The organism is Marinifilum sp. N1E240, from assembly GCF_009295825.1.
Classification (GTDB): Bacteria; Bacteroidota; Bacteroidia; order Bacteroidales; family Marinifilaceae; genus Marinifilum_A; species Marinifilum_A sediminis.
Genome location: NZ_WHKF01000002.1, coordinates 204441 through 222390, shown reverse-complemented (window position 1 = coordinate 222390; position 17950 = coordinate 204441). Strand labels below are relative to the sequence as shown.

Here is a 17950-nt window from a genome sequence, read left to right as displayed (position 1 = left end):
TAACAATATAAGGTGCCAAGCGTAAAGGATAGTTCTTATTCTTTAAACTTGGCACTTTCTTCTTTAAAATCGGTGAAAATTGTTAAATTGCCTAATACTTTTCCTTTACCGAAAACTCTCGATCATGCATATTTCATATCGCTATTTCATTTTCTTAATCGTAGTTTTTACAACTAAATCCATTTTTGCGCAATCCATTAAATCGTTTACACGTGATTCTATTCAATTCCAAAAGGAAATATTAGAGTTTATGGATAACCCTAGCAAGAAGAAAGAATACAAAGAATTTGCAGAACAATTCCCTCCATTTTGGAATGCGCTCCAATCCAATATCGAAGAAAGAAATAATGTGTATGAAATTAGTGATTTGTTGAGAGCTAAAAGAGCACGCTCCTTCCCCGATTTTTACAATTACTTTAAAACATTACTACTATTTCAACAACAGAACAGAAGTGCGAAAGATTTCTCGAGTTGGCACAATGGTTTACTTCAACATGTTCAAAATCGAAAATCTAAATTGAGTAATACCAAAGATTTCTTAATTCAAACTCAAAATTTTCTGCAAGACAGTATCATAAATAAATCATACTCTACCCAATGGAAAGTTAAAAATGCCTCTTACAACTATCAATTCGATGATAAATTAAGCATTCAAATTAATACAGCTGAATTATATTGTATTGCCCAAAGAGATACTTCCCGAATTTATAATACAAAAGGAATTTACTACCCTTTTGAAAAACTATGGATTGGAGAAAAAGGAAAAGTTAGTTGGGAACGCGCTGGAAAAAATATTGATCAGGAATATGCAGTTTTCGATTCCTACAAGCTCAACACCAACAAATCAAACTTTGAGGTTGATACAGTAGATTATTTCAACCCTAAAATATCAGCCAAAAACATTAAAGGAAGTTTACGCGAAAAAGTAAATGCGGTGAAAGATCCTGAAAGAGCTTTATATCCACGCTTCTCCTCTTTCGACAATAATATCAAAATTAACGAATTATTCGAGCATATCGATTACAAAGGAGGTATCTCAATTCACGGAGCTAAATTTATTGGTAAAGGCAGTCAAACTTCTCCATCAGAAATTCAACTTTCGAGGAATGACACCCTTTTCCTTATCGCAACTTCGGAACACTTTACATTTCAAAAGGACAGAATAGCAGGGAAAGATACCAAAATTGAAATCCTTATTGATACATGTAAAATATACCATCCAGGATTGTTGTTCAAATACTTTCCTAAGAAAAAAGAACTCAATTTAATCCGAGATGGAGAAGGTGTTTCCAAGAGTCCTTATTTCAATAACTATCACAACCTGATAATGGATTTTGGAATGTTGATATGGAGAATTGATGAGAATATGATGCACTTTGGTAGCATGAAAGGCGCAACCAAACGACAAGCTCACTTCGAATCGATGAATTACTTTAGTATGAATCGATTTATGCGAATTCAAGGTATGGACCAGCAAAATCCATTGGTCCTGTTACGTAAATTTGCCGACTATTTGTATTCCGAAATCTTTACCGCTCAAGAATATGCTGATTACATTAAAAAACCAGTCAATCAGGTCAGACAACAGCTGTTTTCACTATCCTTTCAGGGCTTTGTATCCTATAATTTAAGCACCGACGAAATTACCTTACAGAAACGTATTACCGACTACATTAAATCGGGCATGGGGCGACAAGATTATGATGTAATACAATTCAACACTCAAACTGACGATAAAGAAGCCGACGCCATTTATTTCATAGGGAGTTCCAATTTGCAAATTAATGGAGTAAGAAGAATAGCGGTAAGTGATTCTCAGAATGTGGTTATTTTCCCAAAGTATCAGAAAATTGTATTGAAAAAGAACCGCGATTTTGAGTTTGATGGTAAAATAATGGCAGGACTACTTGACATGTATGGAAAAGATTTTCAATTCTCGTACGATAATTTTAAGGTAGATTTGAAATTAATTGATTCCCTGCAAATGAATGTTACTGTAGACTCATTAAGTAAATTTGGGAAACGCTACACAAGTCAGTTGGGAAGTGTAATTGAAAAAATTACCGGTGATTTGTTAATCGATGATCCAAATAACAAATCGGGAAATAAGGATTTTCCTGAATATCCAATATTCAATAGTGCCGATTCCAGTTACGTATTTTACGACGATAAAAAAATTCAGAATGGTGTTTACAAAAGAGATGAGTTTTTCTTTAGAGTCGACCCTTACACCATTAACAATATCAACGATTTCGACCGAGAAGATATACAATTGACAGGAACTTTTGTTTCCGATAGCATCTTCCCTACTTTCGACGAAACATTAACCATTCGTGAAGATAACTCACTTGGATTTGAATACACGACCTCCAATGATGGTTTTCCAGCATACAGCAATGGATTGTTTACCGATACTATTTTCCTATCAAACAAAGGACTTAGAGGAAGTGGTACTTTAAATTATTTAAGCTCAATTACTCAATCCAACGATTTTGTTTTCAGACCAGAAAAAATGCACACCAATGCACAAAGTTTTGAGTTAAAAGAACAAGATACCAAAATGAACAATCCTGAAATTAATGGTGAACAGATCTATACAGAGTGGTTCCCCTATAAGGATGAAATGTATGTGAAAAGTAGCGCCTTACCACTGGATATGTACAAAGAACTAGCAACATTGGCTGGTACGATTAAAATTACACCTGAAGGAATTACGGGTTCGGGAAATATGGAACTCGTGAATGCTGAAATCGATTCGAAATATTTTACATACAACAAAAAGAACATCTTAGCTGACACCGCTAGCTTTAGAATTCTGAATGCCGATACAACGGGATATGCATTTGAAACCAAATCGGTGAATGCCGATATCGATTTTATAACTCGTAGCGGTTCTTTTGTAAATACTTCGGCGGATAATGTTAGTGTATTTCCTGCCAACCAGTACATGAGTTATATCAATAACTTTAAGTGGTATATGGATATGCAAACTATTGAATTTGGCACCGAAGACGAAGCTGTTCTTGCAAGCATGTGGGAACAAGATAAAATTGAAGATTTAGCTGCAGCATCCGTAAACCAATTCATTTCAACCGATCCAAAACAAGATTCGCTTAGTTTTGTTACTCCATTGGCAAAATACAGTGCGATCAATCATAGCATTGATGCGAAATATGTGAAAAACCTAACTATTGCCGATGCCAAGCTGTATCCAAACCATGGAGATTTGAAAATTGCAAAAGGTGGTTTACTCGAAACCTTCAGAAATGCCGAAGTAATTGCCGATACCATCAACCAATTCCATAAACTATTCGATGCAACAATTAATGTTCATGGGAAAAATAGGTACTCTGGATCGGGGAATTACACCTATGTAGATGAAAACGAAGAGGAACAAAATCTGTTCTTTGATGTAATAGATGTGGATTCAACCGGACAAACCATTGCTTTAGGAAATATTACCGAAGAAAAATCGTTTACCCTAAGTCCAAAATTCGATTACAAAGGAAAGGTAAAATTACTAGCTCGAGATTCATCTCTATTCTACGATGGACAAACACATATTCGAAACAATTGCGAAGAAATTGAGGACAATTGGCTTGATTTTTCAGGCACTATCAATCCTAAGGATATTTTGATTCCTGTGAAATTACATGCGATTGATGATGACAGATTGAAATTGTACAATTCATTTTTCTTAACCAACGATTCCATTCACATCTACTCTTCATTTTTATCGAGAAGAATATTCTATACCGATAATGTTCTGCTCGAGGCTAAAGGTTTCTTAACCTATAATCACAAATTGAATGCCTATCAAATTGCAGAGAAAAACAAGTTAAAGAATCGTGATGCTCAAGGTAGTCTCATCACCTTTTATCAAAACAATTGCAACCTAAAAGGGGAAGGTAAAATTAATTTGGGTGCTGAGCTTGGACAAATAAAACAAATTGCTTCTGGTAACATCGAGCATGATTTAAACAGCAATATCGTTACCCTCGATATGATTTTGGGTATTGACTTTTTCTTTAGCGATCAGGCTCTAAAAATAATGGAGAAAACTTTCAGCGAAGCTAGTTTACCTACCAGCAAACCGAATAAAGAGGTTTACACAAGAAAACTTGCAGAAATAATGGGCAGAAACAATGCAGAAAAGGCAATGGCTACACGCGATGCTAATGGTATGTTTAAGAATTTGCCAAATGAATTAAAACATAGCATCTATTTCAACAACATCGATTTTATTTGGGATAAAGAAACCAAAGCTTACCAATCGATTGGTGATATTGGTATTGGTAATATCAATGGCAAACAGATAAACAAAACCATTAAAGGAAAAGTGGAACTGGATAAAAAGCGTAGCGGTAACCGCTTGACGATGTATCTGGAAATTGACAAATCGACCTGGTTCTATTTCGAATATCACCATGGTGTGCTATTTGTTCGCTCATCAGATAATGAATTCAATACCATAATTACCGATACCAAGGAAGACAAACGTGAATTTAAAGATCCGCTTAAAAAGAATCCTTATTCGTATATTATCACACCACGATCGAAGAAAACAAAATTCCTAAAAAGATTTAACCTCTAATTACCACATAATAAAAAGGCGCCCTTTAAAGGCGCCTTTCACATTTACAATATCGTACAGATGGCATTAATGCCATCTCTATACAATAATTATTTATTTGATTATTTCCTGAACACGACCAACCTGTCCATCCTCCAAACGCACCTTAATACCATGCGGATGAACTGCCGAATTGGTCAACAAATCTTTCACAATTCCTTCGGTTAACTTTCCGCTACGCTGATCAGCTTTCAATACAATTTTCACACGCAAACCCGGCTTTATATTCGCTCTTTTATCTCCTTCGTTCATAATCTTGGTTTTTAATAGTCCCTAATACAAATGTAGTGGGTTTTTGTGGGATTCGCATAGCTTTAATTATACATTTAATCTAGAACTTAAATGTTGTATAATCATAAACAACAAATCCGTCAAGAACTTAACAAAAGATTAATAATTTATTCTTTTATCAATTCAAATTCTCTTATATTTATAAAACATATAAAATTTCAAAAGTATATATGAATTCAGAAAAAGAGTTTAGGCCAATAGAAATTTATTCGGGAAACGGATGGGAAGTGGAATTGCTAAAAAGCATGTTGGAAAGTGCGGGTATTACCTGTTTTCTGCAAAACGAGTATAGTGGAACCATAACGCCACATTATACTGCCGGAGGTGTAAATCCAATCAAGCTAATTATTTCAAGTGCTGATATAGATAAAGCCAAAACCATTGTTGAGGAATTTCAAAACAATCAAAACAAAGATAATCCTATCAAGAAAAACTATACTCTTACCACTCTAAAAGCAAAACCAGCCTTAAATGGTGAGCTCTTATTCGATGATTATAAAATTAGTCTTCGTAACGATCCGGGTATGATAGGGCTAAACATTGCTACTTTTGGAATTTTAGGCATTTCTAATGGTTTTAGTTTCTGGAATCATTTAGAGGATGACACGATTACCGAACGATTAATTCTGGCGATCACATTTTCGATGTGTATTTTTCTCTTTTTTTATACAATCAGCAAATATCGTAAAGCAAAAGAAATGAATGAAAAAGAATTTTTACCTGCTGATATAAAAGAGGTTTTCATTGTCAAAACAGACAGAAATATCAAATTTAGGTTTGTACTTCATGACAATTTTGAACCTTACTTCAAGTTTAAAAACAATAAAAAAAGTGAAAAGTTGATTTCATTTCTTAAAGAATCAGGAGTTAAAATTACCTATGTATAAATTAAGGTGAGCGCCAAATTTCAAAATAAATATCGGATCGAATCTGCCCGCTTAAAAAAGTGGGACTATGGTAGTAATGGAGAATATTTTATTACCATTTGCACATCGGGAAGAGAGCACTTGTTTGGAGAAGTTAAGCGTGGAGTTTCACACCTGAATGAGATAGGTCTATTGGCACAAAAATATTGGAAAGAAATTCCCAATCGTTTTCCTCATGTTCAAATTGGCGAATATGTAATCATGCCTAATCATATGCACGGTATAATTGAAATTGATGATCCGTATTCTTTTCTCAAAAAAGATGATGATGGTATTGCAGACAGAGACGGCATTAATATCGTCTGTACGGAAAGAAATCCAATGAAAAGTATCAATATTTCACGAATCATTCAATGGTATAAAGGACGGGTAACATTCGAATCAAGAAAAATCAATCCCAACTTTGGCTGGCAATCTCGATTCTATGATCACATTATTAAAGATAAAGAGTCCTACAAAAGAATTAGCAATTACATTCGATACAATCCCAAAAACTGGAAAGAAGATAAATTTGGAGCTTAGTAATCTAATTAGATCTGACTAAGTCTAAAGACAGCATTAATGCTGTCTTAACAAAAAAACCAATACCATAAAAAAACTGCAAAATCACTACGCGAAAAACTACGTTAATACTATATCAATAATACAAAACAGCGCAAAGACAGCATTAATGCTGTCTTAACAAAAAAAAACGAAACCTAAAATAAAACAGCAGCAATACTATCTCAACAGAACCGAAACATCTATAAAACAACAATAGTAAAAATAGCATTAATGCTGTCTCAACGAAACAAAATGAGAGATCATTACCTTTTTAATGTAACATAGCAATACAAATCCGAAACGATATCTTAACAAAAAGAACCAAAAAATTGACTATTTTTAAGGACATAGATTTACATTCCTTAGCAATATCAATATATGTCAAAATATCAGTTCCTTAACCGAGATTTAAGCTGGCTATCTTTCAACAATAGAGTACTTGAAGTAGCTAAAAATCCGGAATTGCCATTATACGAAAGAATTAAATTTCTTGCCATTTATTCTTCTAACCTTGATGAATTCTATCGGGTGCGAGTGGGTACGTACAAGCGTTTTACGGAATTGCCTCCCGAAGACAAGAAAAACTTGCGCGAGAATCCGGACATCATATTAAAAAAGATAAATACCGAAGTGGATCGTCAACAGAATCAGTTTGGGGACATTTTCAGGAATAATATCATTCCTGAATTAAAAGAAAATAATATTATTCTTCTACAGGATGAAAAATTATGTGATGAGCATCATCAGTTTGTAAAAGATTTCTTTCTGGAGAATCTTCTGCCACATGCACAGCCAATGCTTTTGTTAAAAAAGCAGGTTCAACCTTTTTTACAAAACAACTCCATTTACCTGGCTGTAAAATTATACAAACGAGGTAGCAAAAAGGAGGAAGAAGGAACACTAAAAAAACGAAGAGCAAGATACGCAATCATCAAAGTGCCTTGTCATCATTTTCCGAGATTTATTGAATTGCCTGAAATGGATGGAAAACATTTTATCATGTTTTTGGATGACATTATTAAACTAAGAATGAAAGTTCTGTTTCCAGGATATAAAATTGATTCTAGCTTTAGTTTTAAACTAAGTCGTGATGCCGATTTATTGATTGAAGATGAATACTCAGGTGATTTAATCGAGATGATTGAGCGAAGCCTAAAAAAGCGCGAAACAGGTACTCCTTCCCGCTTTCTGTTTGATGAATCAATCCCGAAAGGGTTTCTTAAGTTTTTAAAAGATTCGTTTGATTTAACACCTAACGATATGGTTAAGGGTGGTAAATATCACAACTTTCAGGATTTCTTTGGATTTCCAAATCCGAAACATCCGGAATTGGAACTTGAACCCTATCATCCACTTAATGTGGAAGAATTAAAAGGCGAAACCAAATCTATTTTTAAAACCATTCGCAAAAAGGATAGAATCCTACATTTTCCGTACCAGTCGTACAAGTATGTTATTCGTTTTTTAAACGAGGCTGCCCTCGATCCTAAAGTGGAAGAAATAAAAGCTACTCAATACAGAGTTGCAGACAATTCTGCGGTTGTTAATGCACTAATTAATGCTGCACACAATGGTAAAAAAGTTACTGTATTTGTAGAGGTAAAAGCTCGTTTCGACGAAGAAGCAAATCTTCGCTCAGCAAGAGAAATGCGAAAAGCTGGCGTCAAAATTATTTACAGCATACCAGGACTTAAAGTTCATGCCAAAATTGCCCTGGTAAAACGAAGAGGTGAAAAAGTTGATTATGCCTTTTTAAGCACCGGTAACTTTAACGAGAAAACAGCTAAAGTATATGCTGACCATGGTTTCTTCACCGCCGATCCTGCAATTATTCAGGACCTGAAACAACTGTTTGATTATCTTGAAAATAAAACACCTGGTTACAAATTCAATAAGCTATTGATTGGTCAGTTCAATTTAAAGAGCGAATTGATTCGATTGATCGATAGAGAAATTGAAAACGTAAAAAAAGGCGGTAAAGGCTACATTATTTTGAAGATGAATGGTCTGCAAGAACGGGAAATGATCAAGAAATTGTACGAGGCAAGTGAAAGTGGCGTGAAAATAGATTTGATTCTAAGAGGAATCTGCTGCTTAAAACCAGATCAGAAATATTCTAAGAATATTAGAGTCATTCGTATTGTAGATCAATTTTTAGAGCATGCCAGAGCCTTTTATTTCCATAACGAAGGAGAGGAATTGCTTTATCTATCTTCAGCCGACTGGATGAATCGAAATCTACAGCGAAGAATCGAATGTGCATTCCCAATTACAGATCCATCAATTAAAAATGAGTTGATTCATATTTTAAACATTCAGTTATCAGATAATGTTAGTGCACGAATTTTAGATGGCAAGCTCGACAACATTCCTTTGAAAAGAAACAAACACGATGCCGATGTTAGATCTCAAATTGAAATTGCTGAGTTCTTAAAACAGAAAGAATCAAGTCAAAAAGAAAAACAATCGGTTAACGAATAACAAACCAAAACTATGAAACGCCTATTTCTGGTTCGACACGCAAAAACGGAAGTAATTCGGTATGATATCACCGATTTCCAGCGAAATTTAAAAGATCGTGGAATAAATGATTCTAAGCTAATTGCCAACAAATTGCTACTTAAGAAAGCAGTACCCGATTTAATACTTTCAAGCACAGCGAACAGAGCCATACAAACAGCTAATTTATTTGCCAAAGTATTAAATTACCCTTTGGAAAACATTGTTAAAATGGATGAACTGTATGATGGCTTTACAACGCATGAGTTTTTAGGAATGTTAGATCAACACGGTAAAGATAATGAGCGCATAATGGTAGTTGGACACAACCCAAGTATAGAATATCTAGCATTTAATTTAAGCGAAGAATTTTACGAGTATGTTCCTACATGTACCGTTATTGGTGTAGAATTCGATGTTGACAATTGGAAAGATATTGATGCACGAACCGGAAAGATTTCCTTATACGAGTATCCAAAAAAATATAAAGATTAAATCTGATCTTGAGATCCCGACTCTAGTTCGGGATCTCAATTTTTTACGTTTAACACTACTCATTATATTAGGAATCTGAACTATAGTCAGAATCCTAAGCTGGTAAATGAACTTACTGTTTCCCAAAAACAATTTGCCCATTGTTGTCAATTATTAATTTCCCATTGACCTTTTCTTGTGATTGAGCATCAGTAAAACCTTTAATCAAAGCTGTTTTTTGCTGAGTAACCAATGATTTTATTTGAGCTTCGCTAAGCTTCTTCTCCATAAAAACAAATGGAATAACAAACTTACAACCATTCTTGTAGTTAGAGCAACCATAGGCTGCATTCCCCTTCAGCATGCTTCCGTTTTTACAAATTGGACAGGTCCAAACTTCTTTCTCCTCTTCTAGTATACTCACCGAAAAATCAGGATCTAAGACCAAATTTCCATTCTTTTTCATCCCATCAACAACAAAACCTTTTATTTTAGGTGTTTTACCTTTAAGAATAAGTGCTTCTACTTGCTTATCGGTTAGCTTTTTCTCTGCAAATTCGAATGGAATCCTAATTTCACATCCATTTTTCCAATTGGTACATCCCCAGACCGATTTTCCTTTAACAATTTTTCCTTCCTTACATTTTGGGCATGCTAATTCGGCTGGAGCTGCTTTTTTCTTCGTAGCTTCTGTTTTCTTCTTTTCCTTTTCTTTCTCCTCGTCAATCACTTCTATCTGGCTGATATTTTTTCGGGATTTCACGTCCCAAACAATTCCAACAACCATATTTTTCAGCTCCGCCATAAATTGGTTTACCTCAAAATTCCCCAATTCAATATCCTTCAATTTCTTCTCCCATTGTCCGGTAAGCTCAGCTGATTTCAGCAGTTCGTTCTGAATGGTATCAATCAATTGCACACCCGTAACCGTCGCTACAAGTCTCTTCTTCTCTTTCTTTATGTATCGGCGCTTAAAGAGTGTTTCAATAATATTCGCACGAGTTGATGGACGACCAATTCCATTCTCCTTCATCAAATCACGAAGCTCATCATCATCAACCTGTTTGCCTGCCGTTTCCATGGCACGCAATAATGTTGCCTCTGAATAATACTTTGGCGGTTGGGTCTGTTTCTCAGCCAAGTCAGGAGCATGTTCTCCACTCTCCCCTTTTACGAATGCAGGAAGAATCACACCTTCACCAACATTACTATCCTTGGCATATAATACACGCCATCCCGGATCAACAATTTGTTTTCCTGTCGCTTTAAAATCGATATCGGTTACCTTACCAATTACAGTGGTATTACTCACCTTACAATCGGGATAAAATACGGATATAAATCGTCGGGTAACCAAGTCATACACTTGTTTTTCATCGTAATTGATTCCCGAGGGATTCACACCCGTTGGGATAATTGCATGGTGATCCGTCACTTTCTTATCATCAAAAACCTTCTTCGATTTCCTGATTTTATCTTTTAACAAAGGATCTACAAATTCTTTGTAGGGTGTTAACTTTTGAAGAATGCCTGGAATCTTTTTGTAAATATCATCAGAAAGATAGGTTGTATCTACCCTAGGATAGGTGGTTAATTTCTTCTCATATAAACTTTGAATAATTCTTAGAGTTTCCTCTGCTGATAAATTTAATTTTCTATTGCAATCCACCTGAAGTGAAGTCAAATCATACAACCTTGGTGGCTGCTCTTTCCCACTCTTTTTTACTTGCGAAACAATCTCGAAAGGCTCCGATTTTATCTGATCAAGGAAAGCAACACCTTCCTCTTTTTTATCAAATCGACCTCGTGTAGCTGCAAAGCTAACTTCGCGATAAACCGTTTTTAGCTCCCAGTAAGTTTGCGGCTTAAAGTTTTCGATCTCCTTTTGGCGATTAACTATTAGTGCCAAAGTTGGAGTTTGCACTCTACCAATGGATAAAACCGATTTACCATTAGAATATTTTAGTGTGTACAGCCTGGTTGCATTAATTCCTAATAACCAATCCCCAATAGCTCTTGAAGAACCTGCAGCATAGAGTTTATCAAAATCACTTCCTTCTCTCAAATTCTGAAAGCCTTCACGAATGGCTTCCTCTGTTAGCGATGAAATCCACAATCGCTTTATAGGCACATTGCATTTTGCTTTATGTAATACCCAACGTTGAATCACTTCTCCTTCTATTCCAGCATCACCACAATTTATAACCTCTTCGGCACCAGAAATCAATTTTTCTAAAATATCGAATTGCTTTTGAACTCCTTTGTCAGGAATTACGCGGATACTGAATCTAGGAGGTATTATAGGAAGATCATTTAAATGCCAATATTTCCAGTTCAAATCGTATTCATGTGGTTCTTTTAGAGTGCACAAATGACCAAAGGTCCAGGATATTTGATATCCATTTCCTTCAAAATAACCATCTCTCTTTGATTTAGCGCCTAATATTAAGGCTATTTCTCTTGCTACACTGGGTTTCTCAGCAATACAAACTTTCATTCGCTATTTATTTTCCTTTGTATTATTCAACGAGCCAAAATTATAAAAATTCATACTCCCGCCCTATTTTTATTGTCTAATTAAAACATGTATTTAAACTCTAAAGAGAAAATGTTCTCCTCTTCAGACATACCATAATTGGCAGTTATCACCATTAATTTGAATGGTGAAATCCAGAAGCCACCACCATATCCATGATGCCATTTGTCTGAGTCTTCACCATCTAACCATACTCTTCCAAAATCATTGAATGCCAATAAACCCATCTCTCCACCAAAAAAATAAGATCTGAATTTAGCCAAACGGAATCGGTAATCGGTATTCTGATAAACGATATCATCTCCTGCAAATCGGTCCCGACGATATCCTCTTAAATTTGAACCTAATCCTAATTTATTAGCTTGGTAAAATGAATATCCACTCGTATTATGAGCCACACCAACTCGAAGTGCTATAATACTACGTTGTGGTCTTCCTAAACTAGCATAAAATCGTAAGTCAGTTTCCATCTTTTGGAAATTGTGATCGTTTTTCTCCAAACCTCGGTAAAACTTCCAAGAATTGCTCCAATAGATACCTCTTGAAGGTACTACTTTACTATCACGAGTATCTAATATGTAATTCGCACTAACACCAACATATTTTCTTGTATCAAAATCAGTAAGCGGATTTAAATCATTATCTGGATTAGTAAAGTCGGTAACAAATCTGTCAGCAGTTGCTTTCAATTCCAATTGTTGAAAAAACGGACCGAATGAGATACTCTGCTTAGCCCCAATTTGTTTTCTCAATTGCAATTGAATTTCGGTATTACCCATTCGAATTCGGTTGTACTTATTATCATCGCTCTCAGGATTCTCGGTTTCATTTCCTAAGCCATAATAATATCCCTGAAAATTAGGAGTATTGTAATTTATGTTCGTCAACAAATCAAGTCCTTTGAATACATCTATCATCTCTCCTGAATATTTAAATTCAATCGAAGGATACATAAAGGCATAATTCACTAAGAATTTATGCATCGAACCATAAGGTTCTTTTCTAAAATTTTGCTTTTTGATATTTACACCTGCTCCCAGAATCAAACCATCATCACTCACATAATTCAAGTTTGCTGCAGGACTTACAATGTCATATTTATAAGATTTTCTGTTGTAAACATTAACATTTGGGTTTTTCGATAATTTATTCTTAAAAGCTCCATCACCTTTTACCTTTGTCTTACTCTTATCATAAATTGCTATATTTTGACGTTTGGTATTTTCAAGATCGTATTTATCCTTTCCCTTACCTCCAACAATTTTAAGCTTTACTCCATTGATATTTTTTCCTTTAATATCAAACTTATCTTTCCCACTTAATCCGTAAATTCTTACCTCCTCGGTTTCTGATTTTAAAAATTTACGCTCAAACAACTTCTCTTTCTTCTTCCCTTTTTTACTCAGTCTTCGAACCTCAACCTTTAAATTTCCATCCTCATCCCATTTGGCATCAAAATCTTCATTTTCATTGGTCCCAACTACATCTACACTTTTCGCCAAAAAGTCATAAAAGTCAGATGCTAGTTTAGGCAATTGATCCCTTCTCGCAATAAGTTTACTTTCCAACTCTTTACCAGATATCTTATATACTTCCTGAGGCAAATCTTTTATCGCGGTTTCAATAATTTCATCGGTAATGCTCAATTTTAATTCTTCAGCCATCTTTAACCAATCACTTTTGGTTTTTGACTGTAAAAAATTACGATCAAAATATCTGGCATTAAATCCAAGTCCTACAACATTTTCAACAATAGAATCGAACACCTGAAATTTCGGCATCGCCCATTTTCTTCTCATTAAATAGGTAAGTGATCCATCACTATAAAAGAAAACCTGATCGCGATCTCTTGGTATTGGTCGGGCGATTTTTTTATCATCCTTATTAAATATTGCCCAACGCCACTGATCATCATGTCTATCCCAATCATTCAGAAAAACATCGAATAATCGAGCTCTTAAAACCGCAGTTTCATCTATTTGAACCTCCGCATCTTTCAATCTCCTTTCAATCAATTTGTCGGTTCCCCAAACATCATTTGCATTACCAAACGAAGGTTCATCGCTCATATCACCTTTAGGACGTTCTTCGTACAAATACAATTCATTTTTAAAATCTTCCTGATAAATTCCCAATCGTGGATCATCAGGCACATAAACAATTTTTGGATTGGTATGATAAACGCCTGCCGCATTGGCTAATTTTGGAACAGCAATAGCAGCATAAGGATAAGAATTAGATATTCCATCCTGCACAATCTCAGCAGCAAAAGTTCCTCGTAAGCCCGGAGGAATAGCCTTTTCGGTATATTTTTCTACCGATCTTAAAACGTACTGTTTTCCATTTTTCGCTTCTAGTCGTAATGATCGAGTTTGCTGACCACCACCACGTTTTAATATTTTTAAACCACCCTTTTCAGTACCAATATCAAATACCGGAACCGTTATTGGAGTTGCCCATTCCTTTCGATAATTGTTCCCAAGTAATTTTCTTTTCGATTTGCTATCGGTCTCATACATTTCGCTAGCCGCAATGGTAATTGTACTATCCGAAAAATCTATGTTTTTATATTTGTGTGCCAAATCTTCTTTTGACAGTATCTTTTTAGTGTACAATTTTTGCCTGAATATAGCTTTAGGTGCTTCATTCCCATTCTCTCCTACCGACCACAATTCAATCCATACCTCATTATTGGAATAGAAATTTAATTTAGAAAAACCAATCTCACTTACAGCAAAATCCATTTTCTTTTTTGATACATAATCAGACTTACTACCTGAACCAGAAACAACATAGAACGATTGATCCTTCTCTGTAAACTGCAAACTATTATCATGAGCAGAAACTGAAATAATATTGTCATAACTCTCATTTAGTTTGCGCCCCATATATCTCATTTGCTTGTAAAATGGATAAGCAAAATCCTGAGGTGTTCCAAAAAGTTTTCGATACAAAGCTACCGGTCCTGGGAATGGAAAATTCCCTCCATGTTTTCCCGCACTATACATAGGGTGATGAGCTGCGAAAACAATTTTTTTATTTTTATTTCTTTTCAAGGCATCATTTATCATGATCAAGAAATCTGAAGAATTCTCAAGACCACATTCTGCTTCTGGTTTATCCGCAGCATGCAACCACCATTGCGAATCGATAACTAATAAGACAACATCATCCGTTAATTCAATTTCAACAGGTCCTGGACAACCTCCCGATGGTAAAAATACATCTCCCTTTCCTATGTAATCTTCAATATAAGTTTCCAAATTTAGAATTGCTTCCCAACCATGTTTGTGCCCCTGATTCCATTCCTTCTCTCCAGGCATAAAAACAAATTCTCCCTCAAATCCTTTAGCTATATCTAACAATTCAAGAAGGTTTTGATCACCTAAATTAATGTCTTCAATTTCTTCTTTTGCATACTCCTTTGAAATGGTATTTCCGAGAAACACAAGAGTTCCCTTTTTACCTACCTCATTCATTTGTAGCTGAAGCATTGAAAGGTTAGCCTTTACATTATTCGCTTCACCCAAATCACCAATAAAAAATATGCTATGATCCAACAAATTTTGATTAGGAGCCTTAACTACAGATGATTCCTGTGAATAAACAATCACTGCTGTTATCAACATTCCAAAAAGTAAAAATATCCTCTTCATATAATTAACCTATTTATTTAAGATCTAAACTATTTATTGAATTTGAATTGCAATATATTCGCTTTACTTCCTTTACCTTCATTCGATATAAACATTGTCCCATCGGGGGCGAAACAAATTCCTTCAGGTTGTCTGAATATTTTACGTTTCAACTTTACCACTGCCTGAATTTCTCCTTCTGAATTCAAAACAAGTAATAATTTGCCCACAGAACCCAAAACGTAAATATTATTGGTAATTGGATGCACTGCTACCGCCGATGGTTGAAAAGTAATATCTCCCTCTGCTGGATTCAAATTTTCAAATAATTTTACCGAAAATCGTGCATAACCATTAAATTCCAATATTTTTCGAATTTGCCCCTGGTCGATAAATAGATATGGAGTATCTATCAATTCATTCTTATCTAAAGAATATTTATAAATCACTCTTTTCCCTAGATATTTATTCCCTCTTGCAGGATTTCCTTTACAAGCTATTAATAAAGAATTACTGCTAGCATCATAACCTAATCCTTCCGTATCGTTACCGGCATTTAATATTGTGCTTCTTTTAATGGTGTTTGTATTTTTCCCTCTTAAATTATTTATCTTAAAAACTTTACCATCGGAACGTAAAACATACACCAAGGAATCAACCATTTCCACCCCCTCATAATCTCCTGATTTCTCAAAATGATATTTCTTTGTTACTTCCTTTTTATTTAAATGATACTTATAAACAATTCCCTTTTCATCATTAATACAAAGCAAAGAGTTTGCATTATAATAGGTCAATCCTGAAATTTCTCTTAAAGCATCTTTAAGTACAAATTTTTCTGTAGGATTGTAGATGTCATATGGAAATTCATCGAAGTCTTCGAGAAGATAAATCATTTTTTCTTTATTCGCTGTTTGTCCACATGCTTCAAGAATAAAAACCAAAGTAGATACTATAATAATCAATCGAAAAAAATTTGACATATCGTAATGTTGAGTTCAAACCAAAATGAATTATAAAATTACATAAATAAGGCTCAATTCCCAATAAAAAAGGTACAGGCAGCCATTTCTATATAATTAATAAAATCTTTTCCGCTTTAATGATTATATTTATTCAATCAAATACATGGTGATAGTTTAAAGAATAGAACGAATGATGAATATTATCCAAAAAGCTGAGAAATACGTTACTAACCTAATTGAAGAGAGTTTCCGACCTATTTTCACCTACCACAATTTGGAACACACAAAAAATGTAGTGAAGCATTCTGGCAAAATTGCGGCAGAAATTGAATTATCAGAGGAAGATACTGAAATTTTGATTCTAGCTGCTTGGTTTCATGATTCGGGCTATTACGAAGATTTTAGAACCCATGAGGAAATTAGTGCAAAAAATGCCAGAAAATTTCTTACCGATAATAATTACGATGAAAATAAGATAGCCAAAATAGAAGAGGCTATCTTGCATACTAAAATCCCTCACATCCCGTGTAATGAACCTGTATGTAATGCATTATGTGATGCCGATTTACATCATTTTGCATCAAAAAATTACATGAAGAGTTCCGAGAAACTTCGTGAAGAAAAAGGCAATTTGTATCATCATGAAATTCCAGCAAAATCCTACTGGGAACAAACCTTAAAGTTTTTACAAGATCATCGATACAAAACAAAATATGGCAAAAAGGTTTTTGGAAAGAAAAAGGAGCTTAACTATCAAAAAGTAGTCGAAAAAGTAGGGAATTATCAGGACAAGGAAATTAAAAAACTGACCGAAATAGTCAATAAACTCGAGCGTCAGAATTTAAAACTTAAAGCTCCTCAAAGAGGTATTGAAACCATGTTTAAGGTAACGGCACGAAATCAGATTAATTTAAGTTCTATTGCTGATTCTAAAGCCAACTTAATGATTTCTGTTAATGCCATTATTATTTCAGCGATCTTTTTTATTTTTAAAAATATAGGCGAAGTGCCACACTTTATTATTCCGTGTATAATTCTGTTAATTGTCTGTTTGTTTACCATTACCTATTCGGTTATGGCTACTCGCCCAATAGTAACCGATGGTAAATTCACCGAAGAAGATGTGAAAAAGAAAAAGGTTAACCTTTTATTCTTCGGAAACTTTCACAATATGGATTTAGAAGTCTATTCAAAAGCTTTGAAGGGAATGATTACTGATTACGATGAATTGTATGATAGTTTGATTAAAGATCAGTATTATCTGGGAAAAGTATTGGGAAAGAAATATCGCTTTTTAAGAACTTCCTACACGATATTTATGTTTGGATTAATCTTTTCTGTAATTGCATTTATTCTAGCTGCTAAGTTCCAAGATCAAATGATTTGGTAAATACTTACCGATATGCAAAGAGAATAACGATACAAAAACTAAATTTGCAGCCCTAAAG

The 17950-nt window shown here is 34.5% G+C and carries 10 protein-coding genes; 6 read left to right on the top strand and 4 right to left on the bottom strand.

The genetic code is table 11. The features are described 5' to 3' along the window. The first annotated feature begins 124 nt into the window (after positions 1-124). Positions 125-4594: a hypothetical protein gene (locus tag GCQ56_RS05960; protein WP_152733502.1), complete on the top strand. Its 4470-nt coding sequence runs from the start codon at positions 125-127 to the stop codon at positions 4592-4594. Between the two features lie 93 nt (positions 4595-4687). Here GCQ56_RS05960 and GCQ56_RS05955 read toward each other — a convergent pair whose 3' ends face one another. Next, positions 4688-4885, bottom strand: coding sequence for a YwbE family protein (locus GCQ56_RS05955; RefSeq protein WP_152733501.1), 198 nt, complete (start codon positions 4883-4885; stop codon positions 4688-4690). A 209-nt stretch (positions 4886-5094) separates the two neighbouring features. On the opposite strand from GCQ56_RS05955, the gene GCQ56_RS05950 reads away from it, so the two are divergent. The 4 genes from GCQ56_RS05950 (at position 5095) to GCQ56_RS05935 (ending at position 9387) form a co-directional block, all read left to right on the top strand. Next, positions 5095-5811, top strand: coding sequence for a DUF2007 domain-containing protein (locus tag GCQ56_RS05950; protein ID WP_152733500.1), 717 nt, complete (start codon positions 5095-5097; stop codon positions 5809-5811). A 6-nt stretch (positions 5812-5817) separates the two neighbouring features. Then, positions 5818-6372 (top strand): transposase, encoded by a 555-nt coding sequence (locus tag GCQ56_RS05945; RefSeq protein WP_193323723.1) that lies wholly within the window; start codon positions 5818-5820, stop codon positions 6370-6372. A gap of 399 nt (positions 6373-6771) precedes the next feature. Continuing rightward, on the top strand, positions 6772-8874 hold the full coding sequence (ppk1, locus tag GCQ56_RS05940; RefSeq protein WP_152733499.1) for a polyphosphate kinase 1: 2103 nt from the start codon (positions 6772-6774) through the stop codon (positions 8872-8874). A gap of 12 nt (positions 8875-8886) precedes the next feature. Continuing rightward, positions 8887-9387, top strand: coding sequence for a histidine phosphatase family protein (locus tag GCQ56_RS05935; RefSeq protein ID WP_152733498.1), 501 nt, complete (start codon positions 8887-8889; stop codon positions 9385-9387). Between the two features lie 112 nt (positions 9388-9499). On the opposite strand, the gene GCQ56_RS05930 is transcribed toward GCQ56_RS05935, so the two are convergent. From GCQ56_RS05930 to GCQ56_RS05920, 3 genes are all read right to left on the bottom strand, one after another. Next, positions 9500-11863 (bottom strand): type IA DNA topoisomerase, encoded by a 2364-nt coding sequence (locus GCQ56_RS05930; RefSeq protein ID WP_152733497.1) that lies wholly within the window; start codon positions 11861-11863, stop codon positions 9500-9502. 80 nt (positions 11864-11943) lie between these two features. Continuing rightward, on the bottom strand, positions 11944-15558 hold the full coding sequence (locus GCQ56_RS05925) for a BamA/TamA family outer membrane protein (protein ID WP_152733496.1): 3615 nt from the start codon (positions 15556-15558) through the stop codon (positions 11944-11946). A 29-nt stretch (positions 15559-15587) separates the two neighbouring features. Next, positions 15588-16520: a hypothetical protein gene (locus tag GCQ56_RS05920; RefSeq protein WP_152733495.1), complete on the bottom strand. Its 933-nt coding sequence runs from the start codon at positions 16518-16520 to the stop codon at positions 15588-15590. 172 nt (positions 16521-16692) lie between these two features. On the opposite strand from GCQ56_RS05920, the gene GCQ56_RS05915 reads away from it, so the two are divergent. Next, a complete protein-coding gene (locus GCQ56_RS05915; RefSeq protein ID WP_152733494.1) occupies positions 16693-17892 on the top strand; it encodes a Pycsar system effector family protein in 1200 nt (399 codons plus the stop codon). The last annotated feature ends 58 nt before the right edge of the window (positions 17893-17950 follow it).